Annotated in this window: 13 protein-coding genes; 2 read left to right on the forward strand and 11 right to left on the reverse strand. The window is 51.0% G+C overall.

Annotated elements, in window-relative coordinates; genetic code table 11:
• Positions 1 to 2 precede the first annotated feature (2 nt).
• The 10 genes from AC286M_RS19210 to AC286M_RS19255 all read right to left on the reverse strand — a co-directional run bounded on the left by AC286M_RS19210 (position 3) and on the right by AC286M_RS19255 (position 15331).
• Entirely contained in the window at positions 3 to 2732 is a 2730-nt protein-coding gene (locus AC286M_RS19210; RefSeq protein WP_488205917.1) for a two-partner secretion domain-containing protein, read from the reverse strand.
• Positions 2733 to 2862: 130 nt separating this feature from the next.
• Complete coding sequence (locus AC286M_RS19215; protein WP_488205918.1) at positions 2863 to 5367, reverse strand: two-partner secretion domain-containing protein; 2505 nt, start codon at positions 5365 to 5367, stop codon at positions 2863 to 2865.
• Between the two features lie 107 nt (positions 5368 to 5474).
• Positions 5475 to 8291: a two-partner secretion domain-containing protein gene (locus tag AC286M_RS19220; protein WP_488205919.1), complete on the reverse strand. Its 2817-nt coding sequence runs from the start codon at positions 8289 to 8291 to the stop codon at positions 5475 to 5477.
• A 949-nt stretch (positions 8292 to 9240) separates the two neighbouring features.
• Positions 9241 to 10644 (reverse strand): ferredoxin:protochlorophyllide reductase (ATP-dependent) subunit N, encoded by a 1404-nt coding sequence (locus AC286M_RS19225; protein ID WP_488205920.1) that lies wholly within the window; start codon positions 10642 to 10644, stop codon positions 9241 to 9243.
• A 143-nt stretch (positions 10645 to 10787) separates the two neighbouring features.
• On the reverse strand, positions 10788 to 11330 hold the full coding sequence (locus tag AC286M_RS19230) for a DUF5331 domain-containing protein (RefSeq protein WP_488205921.1): 543 nt from the start codon (positions 11328 to 11330) through the stop codon (positions 10788 to 10790).
• 65 nt (positions 11331 to 11395) lie between these two features.
• Positions 11396 to 11752 carry a DUF5331 domain-containing protein gene (locus AC286M_RS19235; protein WP_488205922.1) on the reverse strand — a complete coding sequence of 119 codons (357 nt, stop codon included), beginning with the start codon at positions 11750 to 11752 and terminating at the stop codon, positions 11396 to 11398.
• A 122-nt stretch (positions 11753 to 11874) separates the two neighbouring features.
• Entirely contained in the window at positions 11875 to 12741 is an 867-nt protein-coding gene (gene bchL / locus AC286M_RS19240) for a ferredoxin:protochlorophyllide reductase (ATP-dependent) iron-sulfur ATP-binding protein (protein ID WP_488205923.1), read from the reverse strand.
• A gap of 422 nt (positions 12742 to 13163) precedes the next feature.
• On the reverse strand, positions 13164 to 13334 hold the full coding sequence (locus AC286M_RS19245) for a hypothetical protein (RefSeq protein WP_488205924.1): 171 nt from the start codon (positions 13332 to 13334) through the stop codon (positions 13164 to 13166).
• 168 nt (positions 13335 to 13502) lie between these two features.
• Positions 13503 to 14585 carry an alpha/beta hydrolase family protein gene (locus AC286M_RS19250; protein WP_488205925.1) on the reverse strand — a complete coding sequence of 361 codons (1083 nt, stop codon included), beginning with the start codon at positions 14583 to 14585 and terminating at the stop codon, positions 13503 to 13505.
• A gap of 65 nt (positions 14586 to 14650) precedes the next feature.
• Positions 14651 to 15331, reverse strand: a complete 681-nt coding sequence (locus tag AC286M_RS19255) for a response regulator transcription factor (RefSeq protein ID WP_488205926.1) — start codon at positions 15329 to 15331, stop codon at positions 14651 to 14653.
• Between the two features lie 255 nt (positions 15332 to 15586).
• On the opposite strand from AC286M_RS19255, the gene AC286M_RS19260 reads away from it, so the two are divergent.
• Both AC286M_RS19260 and AC286M_RS19265 read left to right on the forward strand, forming a co-directional pair.
• Positions 15587 to 16963 (forward strand): IctB family putative bicarbonate transporter, encoded by a 1377-nt coding sequence (locus AC286M_RS19260; RefSeq protein WP_488205927.1) that lies wholly within the window; start codon positions 15587 to 15589, stop codon positions 16961 to 16963.
• Between the two features lie 275 nt (positions 16964 to 17238).
• Complete coding sequence (locus tag AC286M_RS19265; protein WP_488205928.1) at positions 17239 to 18984, forward strand: cation:proton antiporter; 1746 nt, start codon at positions 17239 to 17241, stop codon at positions 18982 to 18984.
• Between the two features lie 195 nt (positions 18985 to 19179).
• Here the strand turns inward: AC286M_RS19265 and AC286M_RS19270 are convergent, their stop codons facing one another.
• Positions 19180 to 21630: an endonuclease MutS2 gene (locus tag AC286M_RS19270; protein ID WP_488205929.1), complete on the reverse strand. Its 2451-nt coding sequence runs from the start codon at positions 21628 to 21630 to the stop codon at positions 19180 to 19182.
• Positions 21631 to 21697: the final 67 nt, after the last annotated feature.

Genomic DNA, 21697 nt, shown 5'->3' on the forward strand with positions numbered 1-21697 from the left:
AATCACCAACTGGCTTGGCTCGTCATGATGGCTGTCTCCGTTACTGTGCTGTGGCTAGGGAAACGACCGTTCATCGTTGAACCGCTACAGGTGGCAAAAGCCGATTGCGGCATCGCTGATTGCTCAGCAATCAGTTCAACCTGACCGTTGGTGTTGCGACGCCAGCTTGTGGTTTCAATCAAATTAGATACGGTCGCCGGGGCTGGCGGTTCAGGGCTGCTAGACTGTCGGTAAGCAGAGAGATCGCGGACATCTTCCCAAGTGCGATCGCGGTTTACCTGCTGGGTCGGATTCTGCGGCACACCACCGCGTCCAGTGGCGATAAACTGACTGCCTTGCGTTTCCGTACAGCCTGTGGCGATTTGCTGCGATGGGTCTGCTACATCTTCGGGTAGCTCGATCACACCAGAACTCGGATCAGTATTAATGGTGGTGATCTGAACTGTACCGCTGACGCCAAACTGCGAACTGGCGGTGATGTCACTTTCCGGTGTCAGTTGGTCACGAAACTCTAGACCAAAGATGCCCTGAGTCGTGATATCGATGTTTCCCCCGTTGCCTTCAACCGCATTGGCGATGATATCGCTGTTTTCATCGGCCACCGCCACCACAAATCCAGCATCAATGCTGATGTTGCCTCCGGTGGAAGCTCCTTGAGCATTAGTGGTGATACTACTGCCGTGTCGCAACACGAGTAAGTCATCAACGTAGAGTCGGATATTGCCCTGCCCACCACCGTTGACTTCCGCTTGTAGGCTACCACCGTTGTCGAGAAAGATATTGCGTGCCCAAACGTTGAGGTTACCTGCATCGCCTGTGCCAGAGTTGCTAACCGTTACTTCGGCTCCATCACGTACCTGCAAGCGATCAGCTCTGATATTGACCGAGCCTGCATTAAAGGCACCCGTTGAAGAGGCTGTTATCGCACTGGGTAAAAATTGGTCATTCACTTGAGATGGGGAAATGCCGCGCACATCGATATCTCTGACTCGGAGATTGACGCTTCCAGCGGTTCCTTGCCCCAAGCTAGAAGATGTAATCTGGCCACCATCAAAGACATAGAGCCGATCAGCCGTTAGACTGATGTTGCCACCTGGGCCGACTGCGTTATTCCCTACAGCAACAGTAATGCCACCCGGTAAATTACTAGTACCATCGAGTTTCGGCTCACTGACAGCTATCTCCGTTGCTTGGATGGAGATGTTTCCAGCTTGCCCTGTTCCGGCTAAGCTACTCCGAATAGATCCACCATCAGAAATTTGTAGCCGTCCAGCATCGATCGTGATATTTCCAGCCTGCCCTTGTGCAAAAGGTTGGATGCCTGTAGATACCCCAGATAGCACATTGCCGGGTGTCGATCCCGCAATTTCAAAGCTTTCGGTTGCTCGGATCGAAATATCACCCGATCTTCCAACCGTAGGAAATAGAGGGCTAAAGGCCAGCAAAGATGTACTGATCAGTCCTCCATCTTGCACACGAATATGATCAGCCTCAATAGTAATGTTGCCACTTTCGTTGTTTGCGCCACTGAAGAGAGTAGTGGTAATACTAGTTGGTGTTTCCAAGAAGGGATTCGATCCAATTAATTCAACATTTGAAGCCTGAACAAAAATATCTCCTGTTCGAGAATTGTTACCAGACGAAGAGGAAAAAAGTCCTGCTCCATTACGCAAGCGCAAGTTTTCAGTTTCGACGGTTACATTTCCAGCACGACCGATGGCCAAAGGGCTAAACACGCTACCAACAGACGTTCCAATACCAGGGAAAAATTGATTTGGCTGTGAAGCTCCTAGCAGGTCAACAAAGTCTGTCGTTTGAACGGTAATGCCTCGACCTCGACCCGCTAAGGTATTCGAACTAATATTTGAGCCATCTTGCACTGTCAAGCCTAATCCCCGGATGTTGATGGCTCCACCATTGGTGCCACTTGCATTCACCAACGAAGCTTGTCGTAGCGAAACTGTACCCCAATCCGCCATGTCAATCTCACTGGCCAAGCGCCAATTACGGAGGCCGCTGTTAAACGCCACCTCAGCGTCTTGCACCGCCCATAGTTCGATCTGCCCGTCTGGAGCCGTCAAAGTTGCGTTATCGATATCAATTTGTCCACCCACTAAGGCCAATGTTTCTCCTGATGGGACAGACAGGGTTGGAGGACGAGGAATAAACGAATTTAGTACTGGTGGCCCTTCGACTTGAATTGAACCTGCATTCGAGCCCAGTTGTAATCCTAATGGAACACTAACAGTCAATAATGGAGGCGTAGTCGTATCGGTCGTGCTCCACTGAACACCATCGTTGAATAGAACACTGCTTGCGGTGCTAGCAACAAAAGAACCGCTAATATCTAATCTGGCATTGGGGCCAAAAAGAATTCCGGCTGAATTTAGCAGAAATAAATTTGCATTGCCATTGGTTTGAATGAGGCCATCAATATTGGAAGCACTGCCTCCTGTGACTCGGCTGAAAATGGTTTGCACATCGGCAGCATTATTGAAGATAGCTGCTCCATTGGTGGGCACAGAAAATTGACTAAAGCTATGGAATAAATTATTGCCAACTCGACTGCCGTTGTTGATCGTAAAGCTATTGCCTGTGCGAGAAACGGTGGTGGACAGCGTGCCGTCAGGCGTTACTTGAGCATTTGCGGGAGATCCACAAACCAAACTCAGTCCAACAGGTATTAATAATCCTGCAACCGTTTCAACATGTATCTTTTCGAAACAACTCATCCATCTGTTCATCAATCTAACCCTGGTAAGACACAACTTTGATTTATATTTCCCTTGAACAGCGAATAATTGCTAATTACGGTGATAAAACATTGAGAGTTAGATGGAAAATCGGATTTATTCTTCCCAATCACCAACTGACTTGGCTCGTCATGGCTGCTGTCTCAGTCACTGTGCTGTCCCTGGGAGAATAACCGTTTACTGCCGAACTATTAGCTAGACCGCTACAGGTGGCAAAAGCCGACTGCGGCACAGCCGATTGCTCAGCAATCAGCTCAACTTGACCATTGACATTGCGACGCCAACTTGTGGTTTCAACGAGATTAGGCGTGGCAGCCGAGGCTGGCGGTTCAGCATTGTCTGACTGCCGATAAGCCGATAAGTCACGAACATCTTCCCAAGTGCGATCGCGGTTTATCTGCTGGGTAGGATTCTGGGGAACACCGCCGCGTCCAGTCGCGACAAATTGACTACCTTGAGTTTCTGCACAACCTGTGGCGATTTGCTGTGATGAGTCTACCACGTTGGCAGGCAGTTCAATCACACCAGAACTCGGATCAGTATCGATGGAGCTGATTTGAACCGTGCCGCTTATCCCAAACTGAGAGCTAGCCGTGATGTCATTTTCAGGAGTCAGTTGGTCGCGAAACTCTAAACCAAAGATGCCTTGAGTTGTGATATCGATGTTCCCGCCGTTACCTTCAACAGCATTGGCAATAATGTCACTATTTTCTAGTCCTACAATTACTGGCGCATCAATAGTGATATTGCCGCCATTACCTGCGCCGCCTGCAGTGGCGTTAATCAAACTCCCATTCCGTATAATTAGCCCATTTTGAGCTTGGAGGTTGATGTTTCCACCTTCTCCTGAGGTGGTCTGAGCTTGAATGCTGCTCTGGCGATCGAGGTAAAGAAGATCAGTTGAGATCGCAAGCATCCCTCCATCACCACTACCCCGATTAGTGACGCTGATTGTTCCACCGTCCGTTATCACTAAGCTCGGTGTTGTTACATTGATGCTGCCAGCATCAGCTGTTAGAACATCAGGCAGGCCAAAGAGCAGCCGAATTAGCGGATCTGGCCGAATGACGGCTGAATTGATGCTGCTGTTATTCCTTTGGCCTTGCCCACTGATAAGAACGGATTCTGTGGCATTGATGTCTAGATCGCCTCCCTGGCCCACAAGCCAAGATGTAGTTGCGATCGCACCACCGTCGAGTATGCGTAATCGTCCAGTCTCTAACGCGACCCTGCCCGCATCGCCAGTACCGAATGTGATACCACTGATATTGCTGTAAAGACCGCCAAAGTTATCTCCTACTACAGTCGTTTCACGATTACGAATGGTGACCTGCCCACCAGCCCCTGCACCAAATGTAATCGAGGACAAAGCACCACCTCCTGAAACCAGCAACCGCTCACCTGTAATATAGATGTCACCTGCAGGTTGAGAACCACGAGTATTTGTCGTTAAAGACGTTACGCCACTGGGGTTAATGGGGGAAGAACCCGAAATCTCAACAATGGCAGCATTGACTTTAATATCACCGCTAGAGCCTGTTCCAAAAGCATTGTTATTAATCCCTGCTCCTTGCAACAAACTCAAGCGCGGCGTGATAATTTCAGTTGCGGATCCAATGCCTGTCGCAAGAGATTCATTGCGGATGCCGCTACGAATTGTGGCGTCCGCAGTTGTACCAACAATGTTAATACCTTCGGATGCCTGTAAGTGAATCATGCCACCAGGTAAGGCACCCAAGTTTTGGCTCCAAATCAGCGACCCATCGGTAAACTGAATTTGTCGTCCCTGAAGTCTTACAGAGCCTGCGTTTATACCGCTGACATTAAGGAGTGACTGTTGAGCTAATTGAATATCGTCAAACTGTTGAGCAGAATCGTAGCCCAAACGATACCCGCCAGGGATTGGCGTTAGCCTAACTAAGCCTGCACTGCCTAAGCTGCCAAGCTCAATATTGCCTTGCCCAGCAGTTAGTGTCGCACCTTGCAAACTTAGCTCCCCACCCACTAAGGCAAGAGTGTGACCAGGCTGGACACGAAGTTCACTAGAGCCTGGCATGCGAACGAGCGGACTGATACCCGTGGATGTTGTGAGGGTGTGCCCAGTGCCTTGAACGGTAATGGGTGCAGGTTGATTTCCCATCTGTAAACCGATTGGCGTACTAATGGTCAACAAGGCTGGATGACTTTGGCCAGTTGTCTCAAACTCTGTACCGTCCTCAAACAAAATACTATCGGCGGTACTTGTAATAAAAGAGCCACCGATATTCAAGCTGACGTTGGGGCCGAATAAAATTCCAGATGGATTGAGCAGAAACAGGTCGGCATTACCATTGGTTTGAATTAAACCATCAATATTGGAAACACGGCCTCCTGTCACTCGACTGAAAATAGTTTGCACATCGGTAGCATTGTTGAAGATAGCTGCTCCATTGGTGGGCACAGAAAATTGGCTGAAGCTGTGGAATAAATGATTGCCAACTCGGCTGCCGTTGTTGATGGTAAAGCTGCTGCCTGTATGAGAAACAGTGGTGGATAGAGTGCCATCAGGTGTTACTTGAGCGTTTGCAGAAACTCCCCAAGCTAAACTCAGACCAACAGGTATCCACAATTCCACGATTGTTCTGATAAGCATTTTTTTGAGACAGATCATCCACCTTCTCATAAATCCTGGCAAGATAAAGCTTTGATTTATGGTTCCCTTTGGTCATGAATAATTGCTAATCACCAATTAGTTTTACTCGTCATTGCTGCTGTTTCTATTTCTGTTTCTGCACGGTGACTGAAGAAACGCTCGCTCATTGCTGATCCGCTACAGGTGGCAAAAGTTGAGTGCTGGATAGCTGATTGCTCAGCAATCAGTTCAACCTGACCGTTGGCGTTGCGACGCCAGCTTGTGGTTTCAATCAGATTAGATACAGTCGTCGGGGCTAGAGACTCAGCGTTCTCCGACTGTCGATAAGCAGAGAGATCGCGGACATCCTCCCAAGTGCGATCGCGGTTGACCTGCTGAGCCGGATTCTGGGGTACGCCGCCGCGTCCGGTAGCGACAAACTGGCTACCCTGTGTTTCCTCACAACCTGTGGCGATTTGCTGTGATGGGTCTGCCACATTCTCAGGCAGTTCAATCACGCCGGAACTAGGGTCGGTGTTAATGGTGGTGATCTGAACCGTGCCGCTGACGCCGAACTGGGAACTAGCCGTAATATCACTTTCAGGCGTTAGTTCATCCCGAAACTCTAGGCCAAAGATACCTTGAGTGGTGATGTCGATGTTACCGCCATTGCCTTCAATAGCATTGGCGATGATGTCGCTGTTCTCATTGGCTACCGCTATTACAAATCCAGCATCGATAGAGATGTTGCCCCCGGTGGACGCTCCTTGAGCATTGGTGGTGATGTTGCTGCCGTTTCGCAGCACGAGTAAGTCATCAATGTGAAGTCGAATATTTCCCTGCCCACCACCATTGACTTCAGCTTGTAAGCTACCGCCATTATCGAGAAAAACATTGCGAGCCCAGACGTTGAGGTTACCCGCATCGCCTGTGTCAGAGTTACTAACGGTCACTTCGGCCCCGTCTCTCACCTGTAAGCGATTAGCTCTGATATTGACCGATCCGGCCTCAAAGGCACTAGCTGAGGAGGCAGTGATAGTACTGGGTAAGAACTGACCATTCACCTGAGATCGGGAAATTCCTTGTACGTCAATATCACTGACCCGGAGGGTGACGCTTCCGGCTGGCCCGTCGCCTTCGCTTGACGAGGTGATCTGTCCTCCGTCAAAGACTCGCAAACGACTCGCAGCCAAATTAATATTGCCACCCGCTCCGATAGCGTTTTGCCCCACAGACACTGTGATGCCGCTAGCACCCTGGCTGTAAAAATCAACTACGGGATCACTGACTTGTACGTCGGTGGCTCGAATGGTGACATTTCCGGCTATGCCTCGACCTGCGATCGCAGCATTTGGACTACCAGAAATCGCACTAGAGATCGTTCCACCCGCAGCAAGGTTGAGTTGCCCAGCCTTAATTGTGATATCGCCCCCTTGACCCTCCGCTAAGGTTTGAATCGAACTAATAATGGCGCTATTGAAATTGGCTGAAGTTGTGCCGCGAATATCTAGCCTCTCGGTTGCTGTCACAGAGATATTCCCTGCCGTACCCGTTGCAATAATTGGCTGTCCGGTGAAGAAATCAAACGAACCTAATAAATCGGTGCTAATGCGGCCTCCGTCTAGCAGGCTTACCCGCTCAGCATTAACAGTAATGGCACCGCTGTCATTCTGTTGCCCCCCGGCAACTAGCGTTGTAATTGCACCCGCGACAAAAGTTCCTGTAAATGGATTAGGAAAGGGTGCTTCACCATTCACTTCCACATCCGCAGCCCGAATTGTAATATTGCCAGTGCTGGCATTATTAATTGGCGCAAAGGTAAAAAAGTCAAAGCCATAGTTGAGGGAACTGATCCAGGCGCTATTGCTAAGGCGCAATCGTTGCGTATCAACTGTGATATTTCCAGCCGTCGCTCCACTGCCAGTCACACTGGTTGCTAACCCCGAAGATGTGTAATTCGCCGGATCAGAAATGCCCAACAAATCCACAAATTCTGTGGTCTGAACATGAATACCCTGACCACGACCATTAGCACCCGTCGATGATTCAATATGTGAGCCATCTTGCAGAGTCAATCCGCGCCCCCGGATGTTAATCAGTCCCCCCGTAGCACCATTGGTATTGATATAGGAGGAATCCTGCAAGGTGACAGTGCCCCAAGTTGGCAGGGTTGATGAACGAGCCAACTGCCACTTCCCAGAGGTCGGCATGTTTACAGTGCCATTCTGCATTGCCCACAATTCCACATGACCATCGGGTACATAAATAGCGGCACTATTGATATCCACTTGTCCCCCAATCAAGGCCAGCGTTTGATTCGGTTTCATCGACCATGTTGGGGGACGGAAAAAGAAATTGTTGGTGGGTGTACCTTGGACTTGGATTGGCCCCGCATTGGCTCCCAGTTGTAATCCCAGTGGAACACTCACAGTCAGCAATGGCGAAGCAGTTGGCTCAGTCGCACTAAACTGAGTACCATCTTCAAACAAAATGCTATCTGCCGTGCTGGCGATAAAGGAGCCACCGATATTCAAGCGTGAATTGGGGCCGAAGAGAATGCCGGACGGGTTGAGCAAAAACAGGTCAGCATTGCCATTTGTTTGAATCAAGCCATCAATATTTGAGACGCTGCCCCCCGTCACCCGGCTGAAGATGGTTTGTACATCGGCAGCATTGTTGAAGAAGGCCGCCCCACCCGTCGGGACAGAGAACTGGCTGAAGCTGTGAAATAGGTTATTGCCAACTCGGTTGCCATTGGTGATGGTAAAGTTACCGCCTGAGCGGGAAACGGTGGTGGACAGTGTGCCATCGGACACGACTTGAGCATTTGCAGCAGTTCCCCAAACTAGACTCAGGCCAATAGGCATCAATAATCCAGCAATTGCTCTACCGTCAATCTGTTTCAAATAGCTAATCCACCTTTTCATCTATCACCTCCGGCAATCCAGCGTCTTTATCAGGATTCCCTTCGACAATAAATAATCACGATTTTATAGAAAATTATTTTCCCGGAGTAAATCTCGCGGGGCGCTCAAATTCCTATCCCCGCCGCAAGCGGACGGGGCATTACGGAATTTGCCCTTCGGGACGCACTCCCGCGCTACCACTAACGTGGCAAGCCACGGGGAATTAGACCCACAGAGATTAAATTACTGCTTTGATTATTAATGATCGGTTTTTCTGAAAAGTAATCTTTGATGCAAGCAGTATAGCCAAGCTGCAATGTTCATAAATTTTGCTACTGTTTCCCAAAAGCCATCTAGCCTATAGCTGGGTGAACTGCCCTTGCTCTTAGCTCCATCAGCACCTGCGACGACGGTATTCAGGCAGCTACTGGAATGCCTGACTCGTCAACGTTTTGAGTGGGTTGCAAGGTGCAATCGCACCTTGAAATCACCATATAAACTAGTGCAAAACGGGTGTATGAAAACTAGGTGGAGAAAACTAGCTCAAGGTAGATTTATATGAAACAAATATGAAAGTCATAATAAAACTATTGGCCAATTATCGAAAACAAAATATTGATTAGTCTATTGATAAAGTCTGTCTATTATTGTGTAGATAAAATCAGCATTTTTTCAAAAATGCCAAGTTGGCGGCTGCATTTATAGAATTTTATTGCTTGAAGGTCTTGCTGGATAAATTCTACGGAGCAGCCATTTTTATACTATTGGTGAAATGTGACAGCATGGTGGCATCAGTAATGCCTCGCTCATTGATGGAGAATGGGACAAGATGGCGACAGGTGCGACAGGTGCAACAGGTGCAATCGCAACTCAGCATCAAAAAATAGTATCAAAAAACCCCTGCCGAAGCAGGGGCACACGCATCAAAAGATAGTCTCAGCGAAACTTATAGAATCTGAGGTAGCAGGCTCTAAACCTTGGCTTCTTCCTTCACCAGCTTGTCCCAACCGAGTTCCTTCAGGTTGTTGTTGCGGCGCAGGGGACGAGTCACCAGTTCCAAAATGTCGCGGGCATTGGTGAAGCCGTGGATTTGGGCGAAGGTAAACTCCACCGACCACTTGGTGCTGATACCACGAGCCTCTAGCGGATTGGCATGGGCCATACCTGTGATTACCAGATCTGGCTGCATCTCCTTGATGCGCTGGAGCTGGTTATAGTTATCCGGCTTCTCGATAATCTTCGGTAGCGGCACGCCCATCTCGTGGCAGGTTTGCTCTAGGAACTGAAGCTCTGCACCTTGATAGCGCTTATCCATGTAGGGAATACCAATTTCGGGCACGGTCATGCCGCAGCGGACGAGGAAACGAGCCAGTGAAATTTCCAGCAGGTTGTCGCCCATGAAGAAGACCGACTTGCCGCGAATCAGAGAAACGTAATCTTCGAGTGACTCCCAAATCTTTTGCTCCCGCTCTTCTAAACCCTGGGGTTCGATCTCAAAAACCGAGCAGATTTTCTCAATCCAGGCGCGGGTGCCGTCGGGCCCAATCGGGAACGGTGCGCCAATCACCTTACACTTGCGGCGACGCATCAGGGTCGTAGCCGTGCGCGACAGGAAGGGGTTCATGCCAGCCGCATAGTAACCCTCGCCAATCACAGGCAGTTCTGTATAGCGCTTGGCGGGTAGCCAGCCAGATACTTTAATGCCCTGCTTTTTCAGCTCCAGGGTCATCTGGGTGACGATTGGGTCAGGTACAGAACCAAACAGCACCAGCGGTGGATGGTCTTTGTACTCGCTTTCCTCAGCCGCCACGTCTTCCTTCTTGCGGCCAAAGTTGAGCAGCTTGGTGATGCCACCGCGCTCTTCTTTCTCTTCTTCCTGAACCGGAGTTTCGCTGGGGCAGCGGTGCGCCATTGCTGCAAGAACGGTATCTTCCCCTTGGGTGAAGGCGTAGTCGAGACCGTTGGCCCGTGCAACCACGATGGGAATGCCGATTTCAGCTTCTAGCTTCGGCGCGAGTCCTTCCAAGTCCATCTTGATGATTTCGGTGGTGCAGGTGCCGATCCAGACAATCACGCTGGGGTTGCGATCGCGTTTAATTTGCTCACACAGCCGCTTCAGTTCTTCGTAGTCGTTCAACTGGGCGGAGATGTCGCCTTCTTCCAGTTCGGCCATTGCATAGCGAGGTTCTGCGAAAATCATCACGCCCATCGCATTTTGCAGAAAATAGCCGCAGGTTTTGGTGCCGATTACTAAGAAGAAGCTATCTTCAATTTTTTGGTAGAGCCAAGCAACGCAGCTAATCGGGCAAAAGGTATGGTAGTTGCCAGTGTCGCACTCAAACTCTAGTTGGGGTTGGGGATTCGCAAGGGTCATAGTGATTTTGATAGGAGTGTTCAGTAGTTGTGAAGAAGGGTAGGAACGTGGGTAGGGGCGGGTTTTGTGAAATCGTTTTGGTTTGAATGTTCAACGTGTCGGCTAAACCCGCCCTTACACAGGGTTATGTTTTATAGAGCGTTCTAGTCGCAGAAATCCTGCGATCGCGGATATCCTCCTGGCTCGGATTTTCCTTGGCGATGGACGCCTTGGCAGGAGTCATCATCGCGGGGGGAAGTGGACATGGCGACTGCCGAAACTTCCCAGTCCTGGACATTCTTCTGACTTTGAACCCTGTTTTGAACGTCTGCGTAAGCGACTTCTGGTACGGCTCCACTGGGCAGCATTTTGACCTCTTGCCCGTTGATCTGCCCATTGGTCTGGTGAGTGTTCAACAGCTCATCGGGATCAAAGTCTAATCCCAACGCCTCAACAACCTGATCGGGATCGTGGCTCAGTTCAACAATGAGCGGGAAAAGCTCCGCCAGTTGGGGTTCCAGTACCGAGACCGTCGCCAGAATGAAGCTAGAGGACGGACGGCGATAGCCGTCGTAGCTCACCCAGATCCCAAGCTTGACCAACCAAGACCGATTTTCGCGGTAGTAGTTGAGCCATTTACGCTTTAGGTTCCGACGCAGTCGTTCAATCTTCACGGTGTTGCCCTTTGCGATCGCAAATATCTCCATAAGAGATTGTGAGGATGAATTCTAAATCCGGCAACTAACTCAGATACAAGTGCATTAACCGTGACTTACATGTCAGATTCAGCATCCGGCAACATCGGTGAAGAGGATTCGCTGGTGGCGTCAATCGTGGGTCGCACATTGCCGCCATCCAGCACCATTTCCGGGTCAAAGTTTAGGCCCAGGACATCGACGAGGGCATCCTCATCCGAATTGAGCTTGTAGAACGGCACCATCAGGTTACCGAGCTTTGGCTCTAGGGCATTGACCACGCCCAGGATGAGATAGGAGGAGGGACGGCGACCCCCATCGGGGGTGCGAACAGAGGTGTTATTCATCTGGAGAGTGAGCCAGCCACGATTCGCTTGCACGTAGTCCAGCCACTTATCGCGAATAACGGTGGTGAAATTCTCGAAGAATGCCATAATCTGCTTCTTTCCGGTTGCGAAATTTAACTTACGAGTCTATCGGCTCGATGACGTACAGCATGATACTGCAAACTTTCGCAACCCAATCGCCATCCCAAGTGCGATCGCGTAAAGATTTCTTAGACCATCATCAAATCTTCCACCTCAGCCTGCTGCTGGGGCGCATCCGCAGGCGGATTGAGATAGAAGTCAGATAGCAAAGCAAACAGGTCGCGATCGGGCGAGTCATTGGGCACCACGCCTTCCGGATTGGCCAAAATCTGGTCGGCAATATTCAGGTAATACTGCGCCACAGGCTCCAGCATCGGATCGGTTTCCGCCATTTCAAAGATGGTCTTGCCTTTTACGCGCGAAATCCGAATATCTTCAATCAGCGGCAAAATTTCCAGCACGGGCATCGGCACCGCTTCAATGTACTTATCGATCAGATCCCGCTTGGAGGTGCGATTGCCAATTAGACCCGCTAAACGTAGAGGATGCGTCCGTGCTTTTTCCCGTACCGATGCCGCAATCCGATTGGCCGCAAACAGCGCGTCAAAGCCGTTATCGGTAACGATCATGCAGTAGTCTGCATAGTTCAGGGGAGCCGCAAAGCCGCCGCAGACTACATCGCCCAGTACGTCGAACAGGATGACATCGTATTCATCAAACGCATTCAGCTCTTTCAGCAGTTTGACCGTCTCACCCACCACGTAGCCGCCGCAGCCTGCCCCCGCCGGCGGACCGCCTGCTTCAACGCAATCCACGCCGCCGTAGCCTTTATAGATGACGTCCTCTGGCCAGACATCCTCATAGTGGTAGTCCTTCTCTTGCAGAGTATCGATGATGGTGGGAATCAAAAATCCGGTCAGGGTAAACGTGCTGTCGTGCTTGGGGTCACAGCCAATTTGCAAGACCTTTTTGCCTCGACGGGCGAGGGCGACGGAGATATTGCAGCTTGTCGTGGATTTGCCGATACCGCCTTTGCCATAAACTGCTAGTTTCACGCTTTTCCTCTCCTAATGAGTCTTCTTTTGATGCGTTGTTATGGGGTTAGGTGCTCGTCCGCGAATCAATATGGTCATTTAGATGAACTTGTTGCGTTAAGCAAAGCGTTGAACAGGTTGATGTGGATTCAGAGTTCACGCTGTTTTGATTCACGGGTCAGAGCCGAACAATCAAATTATGGGTGATACCTCCTAGTAACGGAAGGGTCGCAAAAAATAGATAAGAGCGTAATCAAGAGCTGTAGTTCTCTAAATATCAATATATGAATCAAAAGCCTATAGAAAACTTGCTAGCTAGCTTAAAATCCAAAAACAGACTTTTATCATCAAAGCTATATAAAAATAAGAACAAAAGACAAAAACGATATAAGCCTTGTTCTTTAGAGATTCCAAAGGTTAGCGGGTTGAGCCGAGTCTGTTTGCTATGTGCAGCTCTTGTAGGGTGGGCACTGCCCACCAGTATGAATATCAGCAGCAGAAAGTGCGATCGCACCTTTTCCACTCCTGTAGGTTGGGTTGAGCCACGCGAAACCCAACAGATTCAACCGTTCATCGGATAAACCCATCAACGATATGTAGGGGCGAATGGCCATTCGCCCCTACAGGTATCTGATAATTGCTGCTGGATTTCGTGCCGCAAACCAACCGACGGGTAGGTATTAGTTCCTGGTTGTGAAGTGCGATCGCACTTCAAGCCTCGATCTCTATTACGAAAGATAACGTTTTCGAGTTTGTATCAATTGCTTAACATGAGCCGCGCATTATGGGGTTTCGCCGGGATTTGAGATCACCTCAACTCGGTCGTCCTGAGCGTCGCCCATGTCATAGATGTAGTCAAACGCGGCTTGATCGTTCCACAGATGGGCCCGCAGAAATAAACCCGTCCAATCTGCGATCGCGCTAATACTAGCCTCGGATGAAATGGTGGGAGCGCTTTCGTCCGGCTGTGATCCAGTTGGGTTGTTGTCGTTGGTAATGCCGTAATGATTCGCGCCCTCTACGGTGACAAACACTTTGGGCGCATCAGCAATCTGCTCGTAGGTGGCAAGTCCTTCATCCGGCGTTGAGACACCCTCGGCACCACCTTGAATCAGCGCCACCGGAATGCCGTTATTATCAATTGCGCCAAACTCGCCCGTTTCCGGATTGAAGGTATTTACGCCGTAAAACGCTCCGGCCATTACGGCTTCCGGTCGCTCAAACTCGCCCACGCAAAAGGGAAACATGCAGATATCGCCGATGGCCATCAGTCCCACCGCGCCGCCGTGAGAGTGACCGAGCAGCGCCAGTTTGTCAGGCATGAGTCGTCCAGCCAGCGGCGAGTCTGGATCAGTCTGAGCCGCTGCCATGTAGTTCAGTACGCTGGTAATCTGAGCAGCTTCAGCCAGTTCACCTTCAAACCCAAACTCAGGTAGCGATCGCACATGACTGGGCACGACGACCACAAAGCCATATTTGGCAACCTGGCTGGCAAAGTCAGAATACTGATCCGGGTCAACCAGCGCACCAGGCAGCATCAGCGCAATCGGTAGCGATACCGCCACCTCGGTCTCAGCGACAGAACCAAAGTCGCTTTCAGGATTGATCGGAATATAAATATCGGTTGGATCGCCCGCAATATTGGTTTCGTACTGCTCAACATCGGTAAATAGAACCGGAGCCGCAGAGGGTGCTGCTTGAGTCGCATCAGACGGCAGCGCTGGCGGTAACTCGTCTGTGGCACTGTCGATCAGATCGGACGTGGTCGGAACTGGAGGCTGAGCGATGGCGGTGTTTGTTAGCCAAGGTGCGATCGCGCTGATGCTAATTCCAACTGCAAATCCGATGCCAACTTGACGCAACATGGTTCATCTCCGTACAGGTTTTCCATGTCTATTACTGCACAAAGTTCAGCAAACTGGACAATGTACTAATTGACTTCTTCCAGTTTGACTGGAGCTTGATGACCATGTTCAAATGCGTATCGAATGAGCTGCGAACGATTTTCGAGTTCTAGCTTGTTCAAAATATTGCTGAGATGGGTTTGAACAGTACGGGGACTAATGAAGAGATGCTTACCGATTTGTTTGTTAGTAAAACCTTGAATTACTTCCCAGAAAACCTTTTCCTCTGCTGGTGTCAGCGGCAAAGGAGCAGTGATTTCCGCTGGAGCTGGTGTAGCTGTACTGGACTGAGCAGGTTGAGCTGTCTGCATTAGGCGCAAAATTTCAGCATGGGTACGTCGCACTCGCTCCAAATGCGCTTCGATTTTGGCAATTAGCTCCTTGGGCTCAAAGGGTTTGACTAGATAATCGTCGCCGCCCATTTGATGACCCTGGACGCGATCATCGGTTTCAGTGCAGCTCGATAGAAAAATCAGCGGCACCAGCTGTCCCTGTCGAGTCGCCCGCAGCCGACGGCAAAATTCAAAGCCATCCATTCCTGGCATCATGACATCGGATACCACCAAATCCGGTGGATCTGCTTCAAACTGAGCCAGGGCTTTTTCCCCAGAATCGACACTTTGCACGAAGTAGCCTCGGTTTTCCAGATGCCGCTTGAGAACAATCCGCAGCGTAGCGTCATCATCTACAATTAGAATCTTTTTCATCAGGCTGCTCAACAGGTACAGACTACGGTTGGGCCGAATTTGTTGGCAAAAACAACTTTAGTTTGAGCAAACATACACAGCGCGTGCTTTTTGCTCAAACAGCCTAGAGTGTTCCAGCTTAATTCGGTACTAGGCTTAGCATTCCCGGTTTGGCTGACCAACGCTAAGGTGAGCCAAAAATTTTCGGGAAAATACGGAGAATCACCGCTAGAATCGGTGAAGTTTATTGGCTACTTTGCGGTACTCTGATTGCTTATGAACTCTGTCCTACAGCGGGTAACACTCTCAACGATTTCGCTGGAGCCGTGGCGCGGTGCGAGTCTCATCCATCGAGGCTTGTTCCCATTTCGGCAGTGGCGGCAGGGAAGCTGTTTGCTCCAGTGGGCCGATGCGATCTCAGTTCTATTAGCCGCCTGTGTATTTGGTCTAGCGCCCTATGTTTCCACAACACTGATTGGGGTGCTGCTGCTCTGCTGTGCGGCGTTTTGGGCATTGCTGACGCTGACTGACGAGGCGGAAAGCGGCTTGTCTACGCCAATTCACCTCCTCGTGCTGCTCTACTGGGGCGTGGCAACGGCAGCAACGGCCTTATCTCCTGTACGCTCAGCGGCAATTTCGGGCTGGGTTGAGCTGACCTTATTTTTAGTATTCTTTGCGCTGCTGGCTCGCTGTTTGCGATCGCAACCGCTCCGCACGGGGCTAATTGTCATTTACCTGCTGACAGCGATGATCGTCAGCATTTATGGCCTGCGGCAGTGGTTCTTTGGGGCAGAAGCTCTGGCTACCTGGGTTGATCCAGAGTCTCCCCTGGCTGAAACGACGCGTGTTTACAGCTATCTGGGCAATCCCAACCTGCTGGCGGGTTATCTGGTTCCGGCCATTCCATTTAGCATGGCGGCACTGTTTGCTTGGCGTAGTTGGCTACAGAAGGCGCTAGCGCTGCTGCTGCTTGTGGTTAACTCTCTCTGTCTGATCTTGACCTTTAGCCGGGGCGGTTGGTTAGGGTTCGTTGCCGCAGGCTACGTGATGACGGTGCTGATTGTTTGGTGGTGGTTGCCGCGAATGCCCTATTTTTGGCGACGGTGGGCGCTACCGATGGTGCTAGGTGGTTCAGCCGCCTTTATTGTCGTAGCGGTAGCCGCTTTAGAACCCCTGCGCGATCGCGTTTTGAGTATCTTTGCTGGCCGAGACGACAGCAGCAACAATTTCCGCATCAACGTCTGGATGGCCGCGATTGAAATGATTAAAGACCGTCCGGTGCTGGGCATTGGCCCCGGTCACGATGCTTTCAATCAGGTTTATCCGCTCTACCAACAGGCTCGCTACAGCGCGCTCAGTGCCTATTCAATTCCGCTGGAAATTGCCGTTGAAATGGGGCTGATTGGTTTAGCCGTGTTTGGCTGGCTGGTGCTGACGGCCATCATTCAAGGCTTTGTGCAGGTGAATCGGCTGCGCCAGTCGGGACAGATTCAGGGCTACTGGTTACTAGCTGCGATCGCAGCCATGATTGGTTTGTTGACCCACGGCTTAGTTGATACCGTCTGGTATCGGCCTCAAATCAATACGCTCTGGTGGCTCTGCCTAGCCATTGTCGCTAGCTACTGGCCCAAGTCAGAACCTCATAAGGTGTGATGCCCAATCAGTAGCAATCTTGAGTCTGTTGTGACTAGCCTGATTAGAGGTCTGGAGTTTCCCAGCAAATTAGTTCATTTCCAGTTAGCCTAATAATAGAAACTCCTTCTATGCCTCCGTAATATCAAGCTCTCGAAAGAAAATAAACGATGGGCTTTTAACCGGACTGCATATAAGTAAGGCTTCAGGTTTGCTGTGAGGGGCGAATTTCTCAAGAAATTCGCCCCTCACAGTGACTTTGCAGACCACTCGCTTTTTCCGGTAAACCCTAATCTATGGCCGCCGATACCCGCTTTATTCTTGACGTTACACTAGCTCTCGGCACGTCTGCCGTTGGTGGATATATCGCCCACCGCTTCAAACAACCTGCTTTACTGGGTTATCTGGTCACGGGTTTGCTGATTGGCCCGTTTGGCTTTGGATTGCTACAAGACATTGGCCAGATTGAAACCCTGGCCGAGATTGGCATTGCTTTTTTGCTGTTTGCTCTGGGAGTTGAGTTTTCCCTGACCGAACTGAAGCAAATGAGGAGTATCGCCCTGACGGGTAGCCTGTTGCAGATGGGTCTAACCACCCTACTGGTGACGGGCATGACCCTGCTGGTCGGTTGGGCTGCTTCTCCCCTAGAGGGAATCTTTTTGGGACTCGTGCTGTCCCTATCGTCTACTGCCGTGGTGTTGAAGACCTTAAACGACAAGGTTGAAACCACCACTGCCCACGGTCAAATTATGCTGGCTCTGCTAATCGCCCAGGATCTAGCTTTGGGAATTATCCTGGCTTTACTGCCAGTACTGGATCAGCCAGAGGCACTCTGGCCCACCCTGGGGCTGGCCCTGCTGAAGATTGCGATTTTTCTGGGAGGGGCCATTGTCCTAGGACGCTGGATTGTTCCTCGACTGATGCAGCATATTGCCGCCACTGAAAGCAACGAGTTATTTCTGTTAACGGTAATTGCCCTCTGTCTGGGGGTGGCCTGGATCACGTCTCAATTGGGCTTGTCCATTGCGATGGGCGCATTTGTAGCAGGGCTGATGATTTCAGAAGTTGACTATTCTGAACAGGCCCTAGGCAAAATTCTGCCGCTGCGAGATACGTTTGCCTGCATGTTTTTCGTCTCTATCGGTATGCTGATTGACCCCAGGCTGTTACTAAGCGAACTGTGGATTATCCTGGGGCTGGTCACGCTGGTGATGGTGGGCAAAGCCGTGATTATCTTACCGATTGTGTTGCGCTTTGGCTATTCCCTTAAAACCGCCATCCTTTCTAGCTTTGGACTGAATCAGATTGGGGAATTTTCCTTTGTATTAGCCCTAGTAGGCTTCGAAATGGATCTGATTTCAGAACAGCGCTACTCACTGCTGTTGGGCACCACCGCCATTACCCTGATGCTGACTCCCCTCTGGTTTAGCTTTGCGCCTAAATTTGTCACCTGGCTACAAAAGCGACCCACTCTAGCCCTATATCTGAAGCAGTTTGTCGAACCCAATCTATTTTCTGTCCCTGAAGTGATGAAAGATCACGTGATTGTAGCGGGCTATGGGCGAGTAGGACAGGTGCTAGTCAACATCTTGCTCAATCAGGGATACCCAGTCCTGGTCGTAGACAACAGCGAATCGGCGGCGCAGGGACTGCGCCATCGCGAAATCCCTTTTATCTTTGGGGATGCCGATAGTGAACTAGTCCTGGAAAAAACCTGTCTAGAAACCGCCAAAGCTCTTGCGATCGCACTTCCTGATCCCACCAGCACTCGCCTACTGCTCCAGCGAGCGATCGCCAAGGTGCCCGAACTAGATATCATTGCTCGCTCCCACAACGATGAAGAAATTGATTTGCTGACCCAACTGGGCGCAAGAGAAGTGGTGCAGCCTGAGTTTGAAGCGGCCCTAGAACTTGGCTCTCACCTGCTGCGTACTCTGGGCGAACAGCCTCAGGTGATTCAAGCTGAGCTAGAGAGCATTCGCAATGATCGTTACCACAGCATCTGGCCTCAAAGCCCGCTGAGTGAAGCACTCACTGTATAGGTATTAAAACCCAGTTGTTATTTTTGGTGAAAGTTAGGCATAGCCTAACTTTCACCAAAAATATAGCGGTTCTAGATAAAAAAAGAGAGAGGAGAGTGCCTCAGGATGAGGCACTCTCCTCTCTCTTTTTCTCACTTTTAACTGGAATCACTATAACAACTGGGTTTTAAGCGCTTGAAAAACGCTGTAGGGCGATTAATAGGACGGTAACGTCACGTATGCTACCGTCACGCCTTTGCCGCCATCGGACTGATCGGCATATTCAAACCGCTCCACCTGGGGATGGCGCTTGAGAAACTCATGTACGCCGCGCCGCAGCTTGCCCGTGCCGTGACCGTGAATTACCCAAAGTGGGCCTTGAGCAGATGCGATCGCATTTTCTAACACAGATTCGGCCTCAGACACGCGTTGACCGCGCAGGTCAACCGTATTGCGCTGGGTGCGAATTGCAGGTGCAGAGGGCGTTGCCACGGTGGTGGTTGCAGCTTGGGGTGCGGCTTTAGGCTCCGGCTTGCTGGGCATCTCGGCCTTCTCACCCTGGAGCGATTCCACATCCGCTAGGCTGACGGTCATTTTCATTAGACCAAAGCGGACATTGATTTCGCCGTCTTCATCCGGCTCGGTTAGCACTTCAGCGGTTTGGCCAATGCGCGGAATCCGCACCCGCTCACCCACCGTCGGTCGATAGCCTGGCTTGGGTTTGGCAGGCTGCTGACGCGAGGGCAGCTTTTTCTCAGCCAACTTGTCAATTTGCTCGGTAGCGGCTTGAGCATCCTGGGCCGTAGCGTTGCCGCGCTGCAATCGCCGAATCACTGCCGCAATTTCGCCCTTAGCTTGAGCAATTGCCTGCTGCACCGCCTGCTCCTGCTGCTGCTTCAGCTCCTGCTCCCGCTCCTTCAGTAGGGCCGACTTGCGCGACACCTCTTTGTAAAGCTGTTCCGCCTGCTGCAAGATTTTTGAGGTTTCGTCCGCAGAAGATTCCTGGCGGCGACGCTGTTCTTCTAGTCCAGCAATCACCTGGTTCACGTCTTGATGATTGGTTGCGCCAATCAGCGACTGGGCCTGTTCAACGACCTCTGACTCTAAACCCAAGCGCTGAGCAATGGTCAGCGCATTGGAGCGACCAGGAATCCCCCACAGCAAGCGATAGGTGGGCGATAGCGTCTGGTCATTAAACTCCACCGACGCATTTTCAAACCGCTCGTCTTCGTACTTGAGCGCCTTTAGTTCGCCAAAGTGAGTCGTGGCAATCGTCAGATGGGCTTTGGTCGCTAGATGGCGCAAAAGTGCGATCGCAAGGGCGCTCCCTTCTGATGGGTCGGTTCCGGCCCCAACTTCATCCAGCAGCACCAGCGCATTAGCTGATTGTTCGACATACTCGTCCACATTGGGAATTGCGTCTAAAATCCGGCTAATCCGCCGAATATGACCGGAAAACGTCGAGAGACTCTGCTCTAGCGACTGTTCATCACCAATGTCGGCCAATACTCGCTCGAACCAGGGCAGTTCTACAGGTTCGCGGGCAGGGATAAACAGTCCCACTTTGGCCATCAGCACCGCTAGGCCCAGCGTCTTGAGCGTGACGGTTTTACCGCCCGTATTTGGCCCAGTGATGGCGACAACTCGGATTTGGGGCTTGATCAGCAGGTCAATCGGCACGACGGGTTGCCCCTGCTCATGCTGTTCCTGCCAAACCAGCAGCGGATGCCGCAGTTGGCGCAGGGTAACGGTTTCCTGATCGACCTGTTCAATGAAGCGGGGTGGATTGCCCTCTAGCCAAAGCGAATAGCGGGCGCGAGCGGCAGCTAGATCCAGCGTCGTCACAATCGCCAGCAGTTGCTCTAAATCCGGCTTCACTTCGGCAACTTTTTCTGTCAGTTGCCGCAGGATAGTCTCAATTTCCGTTTGCTCCTGACGGTTGAGCTGCCGCAGGCGATTGCCCGATTCCACCACCCGATGCGGCTCAATGTACAGCGTTGCCCCACTGGCCGACGCATCGTGAACAATCCCCGGAATCGCGTCCTTTTGGGGCGCTTTGACGGGAATAACGAACCGATCGCCCCGCTGGGTAATCAACTGCTCCTGTACCGCGTGACCGTTGCGCTGCATCAGTCGCTGGAGCGTCTGATAAATCTGGTCGCGCACCTGCTTTTGCTTGCTGCGAATTTCACCCAGCTTCAGACTAGCTCGATCGGCCACTTCACCCCGATCGTCGATACAGTGGTGAATTTCCTGCTCTAGCTCAGGATAGGTACGCAGTTCTTCCACCAGCTCGGCCAGTACGGGCACATCTTCGGGTTCTTGGGCATCAATTACCCGCCGCAACTGGCGGGTGCTGGCCAGCGTCGTGGCAATACCAAGCAGCGATTCAGCCGTCAAAATCCCCTGGCGTTCGGCCCGTTCCAGGTCGTCACCAATGTCCTGAATGCCATTGAACTTCAGCCCAGAAGTGAGTCTAGCTTCCAGTTCATAAACCTCTTTGGTCTGCTGCAACAGCTGCTGGCTGTCGGTGACGCGGGTGGGAATGCGGAGCTGTCGCGCCACGCGTGCGCCCAGCTTGGTACTGGCAAACGTCGATAGGTGGTCACATAAGCGTGACCATTCCAACAAATTTAGCGTTTCGGATTGAATATCAGGTGCGCTCAAAGGTCTAAACAATTCTAAGAATTTGGTGCGATCGCACTGGCAAATCAAGACACCTCTTCATTCTAGA

Source organism: Thainema salinarum CENA647, from assembly GCF_057732415.1.

Excerpts from the sequence above, each read along its gene's own strand:
- AC286M_RS19235 (WP_488205922.1), bottom strand. The coding sequence starts at position 11,752 with ATGGCATTCTTCGAGAATTTCACCACCGTTATTCGCGATAAGTGGCTG.
- AC286M_RS19250 (WP_488205925.1), bottom strand. The coding sequence starts at position 14,585 with ATGTTGCGTCAAGTTGGCATCGGATTTGCAGTTGGAATTAGCATCAGC.
- AC286M_RS19245 (WP_488205924.1), bottom strand. The coding sequence starts at position 13,334 with ATGGCCATTCGCCCCTACATATCGTTGATGGGTTTATCCGATGAACGG.
- AC286M_RS19225 (WP_488205920.1), bottom strand. The coding sequence starts at position 10,644 with ATGACCCTTGCGAATCCCCAACCCCAACTAGAGTTTGAGTGCGACACT.
- AC286M_RS19230 (WP_488205921.1), bottom strand. The coding sequence starts at position 11,330 with ATGGAGATATTTGCGATCGCAAAGGGCAACACCGTGAAGATTGAACGA.
- AC286M_RS19260 (WP_488205927.1), top strand. The coding sequence starts at position 15,587 with ATGAACTCTGTCCTACAGCGGGTAACACTCTCAACGATTTCGCTGGAG.
- AC286M_RS19265 (WP_488205928.1), top strand. The coding sequence starts at position 17,239 with ATGGCCGCCGATACCCGCTTTATTCTTGACGTTACACTAGCTCTCGGC.
- AC286M_RS19255 (WP_488205926.1), bottom strand. The coding sequence starts at position 15,331 with ATGAAAAAGATTCTAATTGTAGATGATGACGCTACGCTGCGGATTGTT.
- AC286M_RS19210 (WP_488205917.1), bottom strand. The coding sequence starts at position 2,732 with ATGAGTTGTTTCGAAAAGATACATGTTGAAACGGTTGCAGGATTATTA.
- AC286M_RS19220 (WP_488205919.1), bottom strand. The coding sequence starts at position 8,291 with ATGAAAAGGTGGATTAGCTATTTGAAACAGATTGACGGTAGAGCAATT.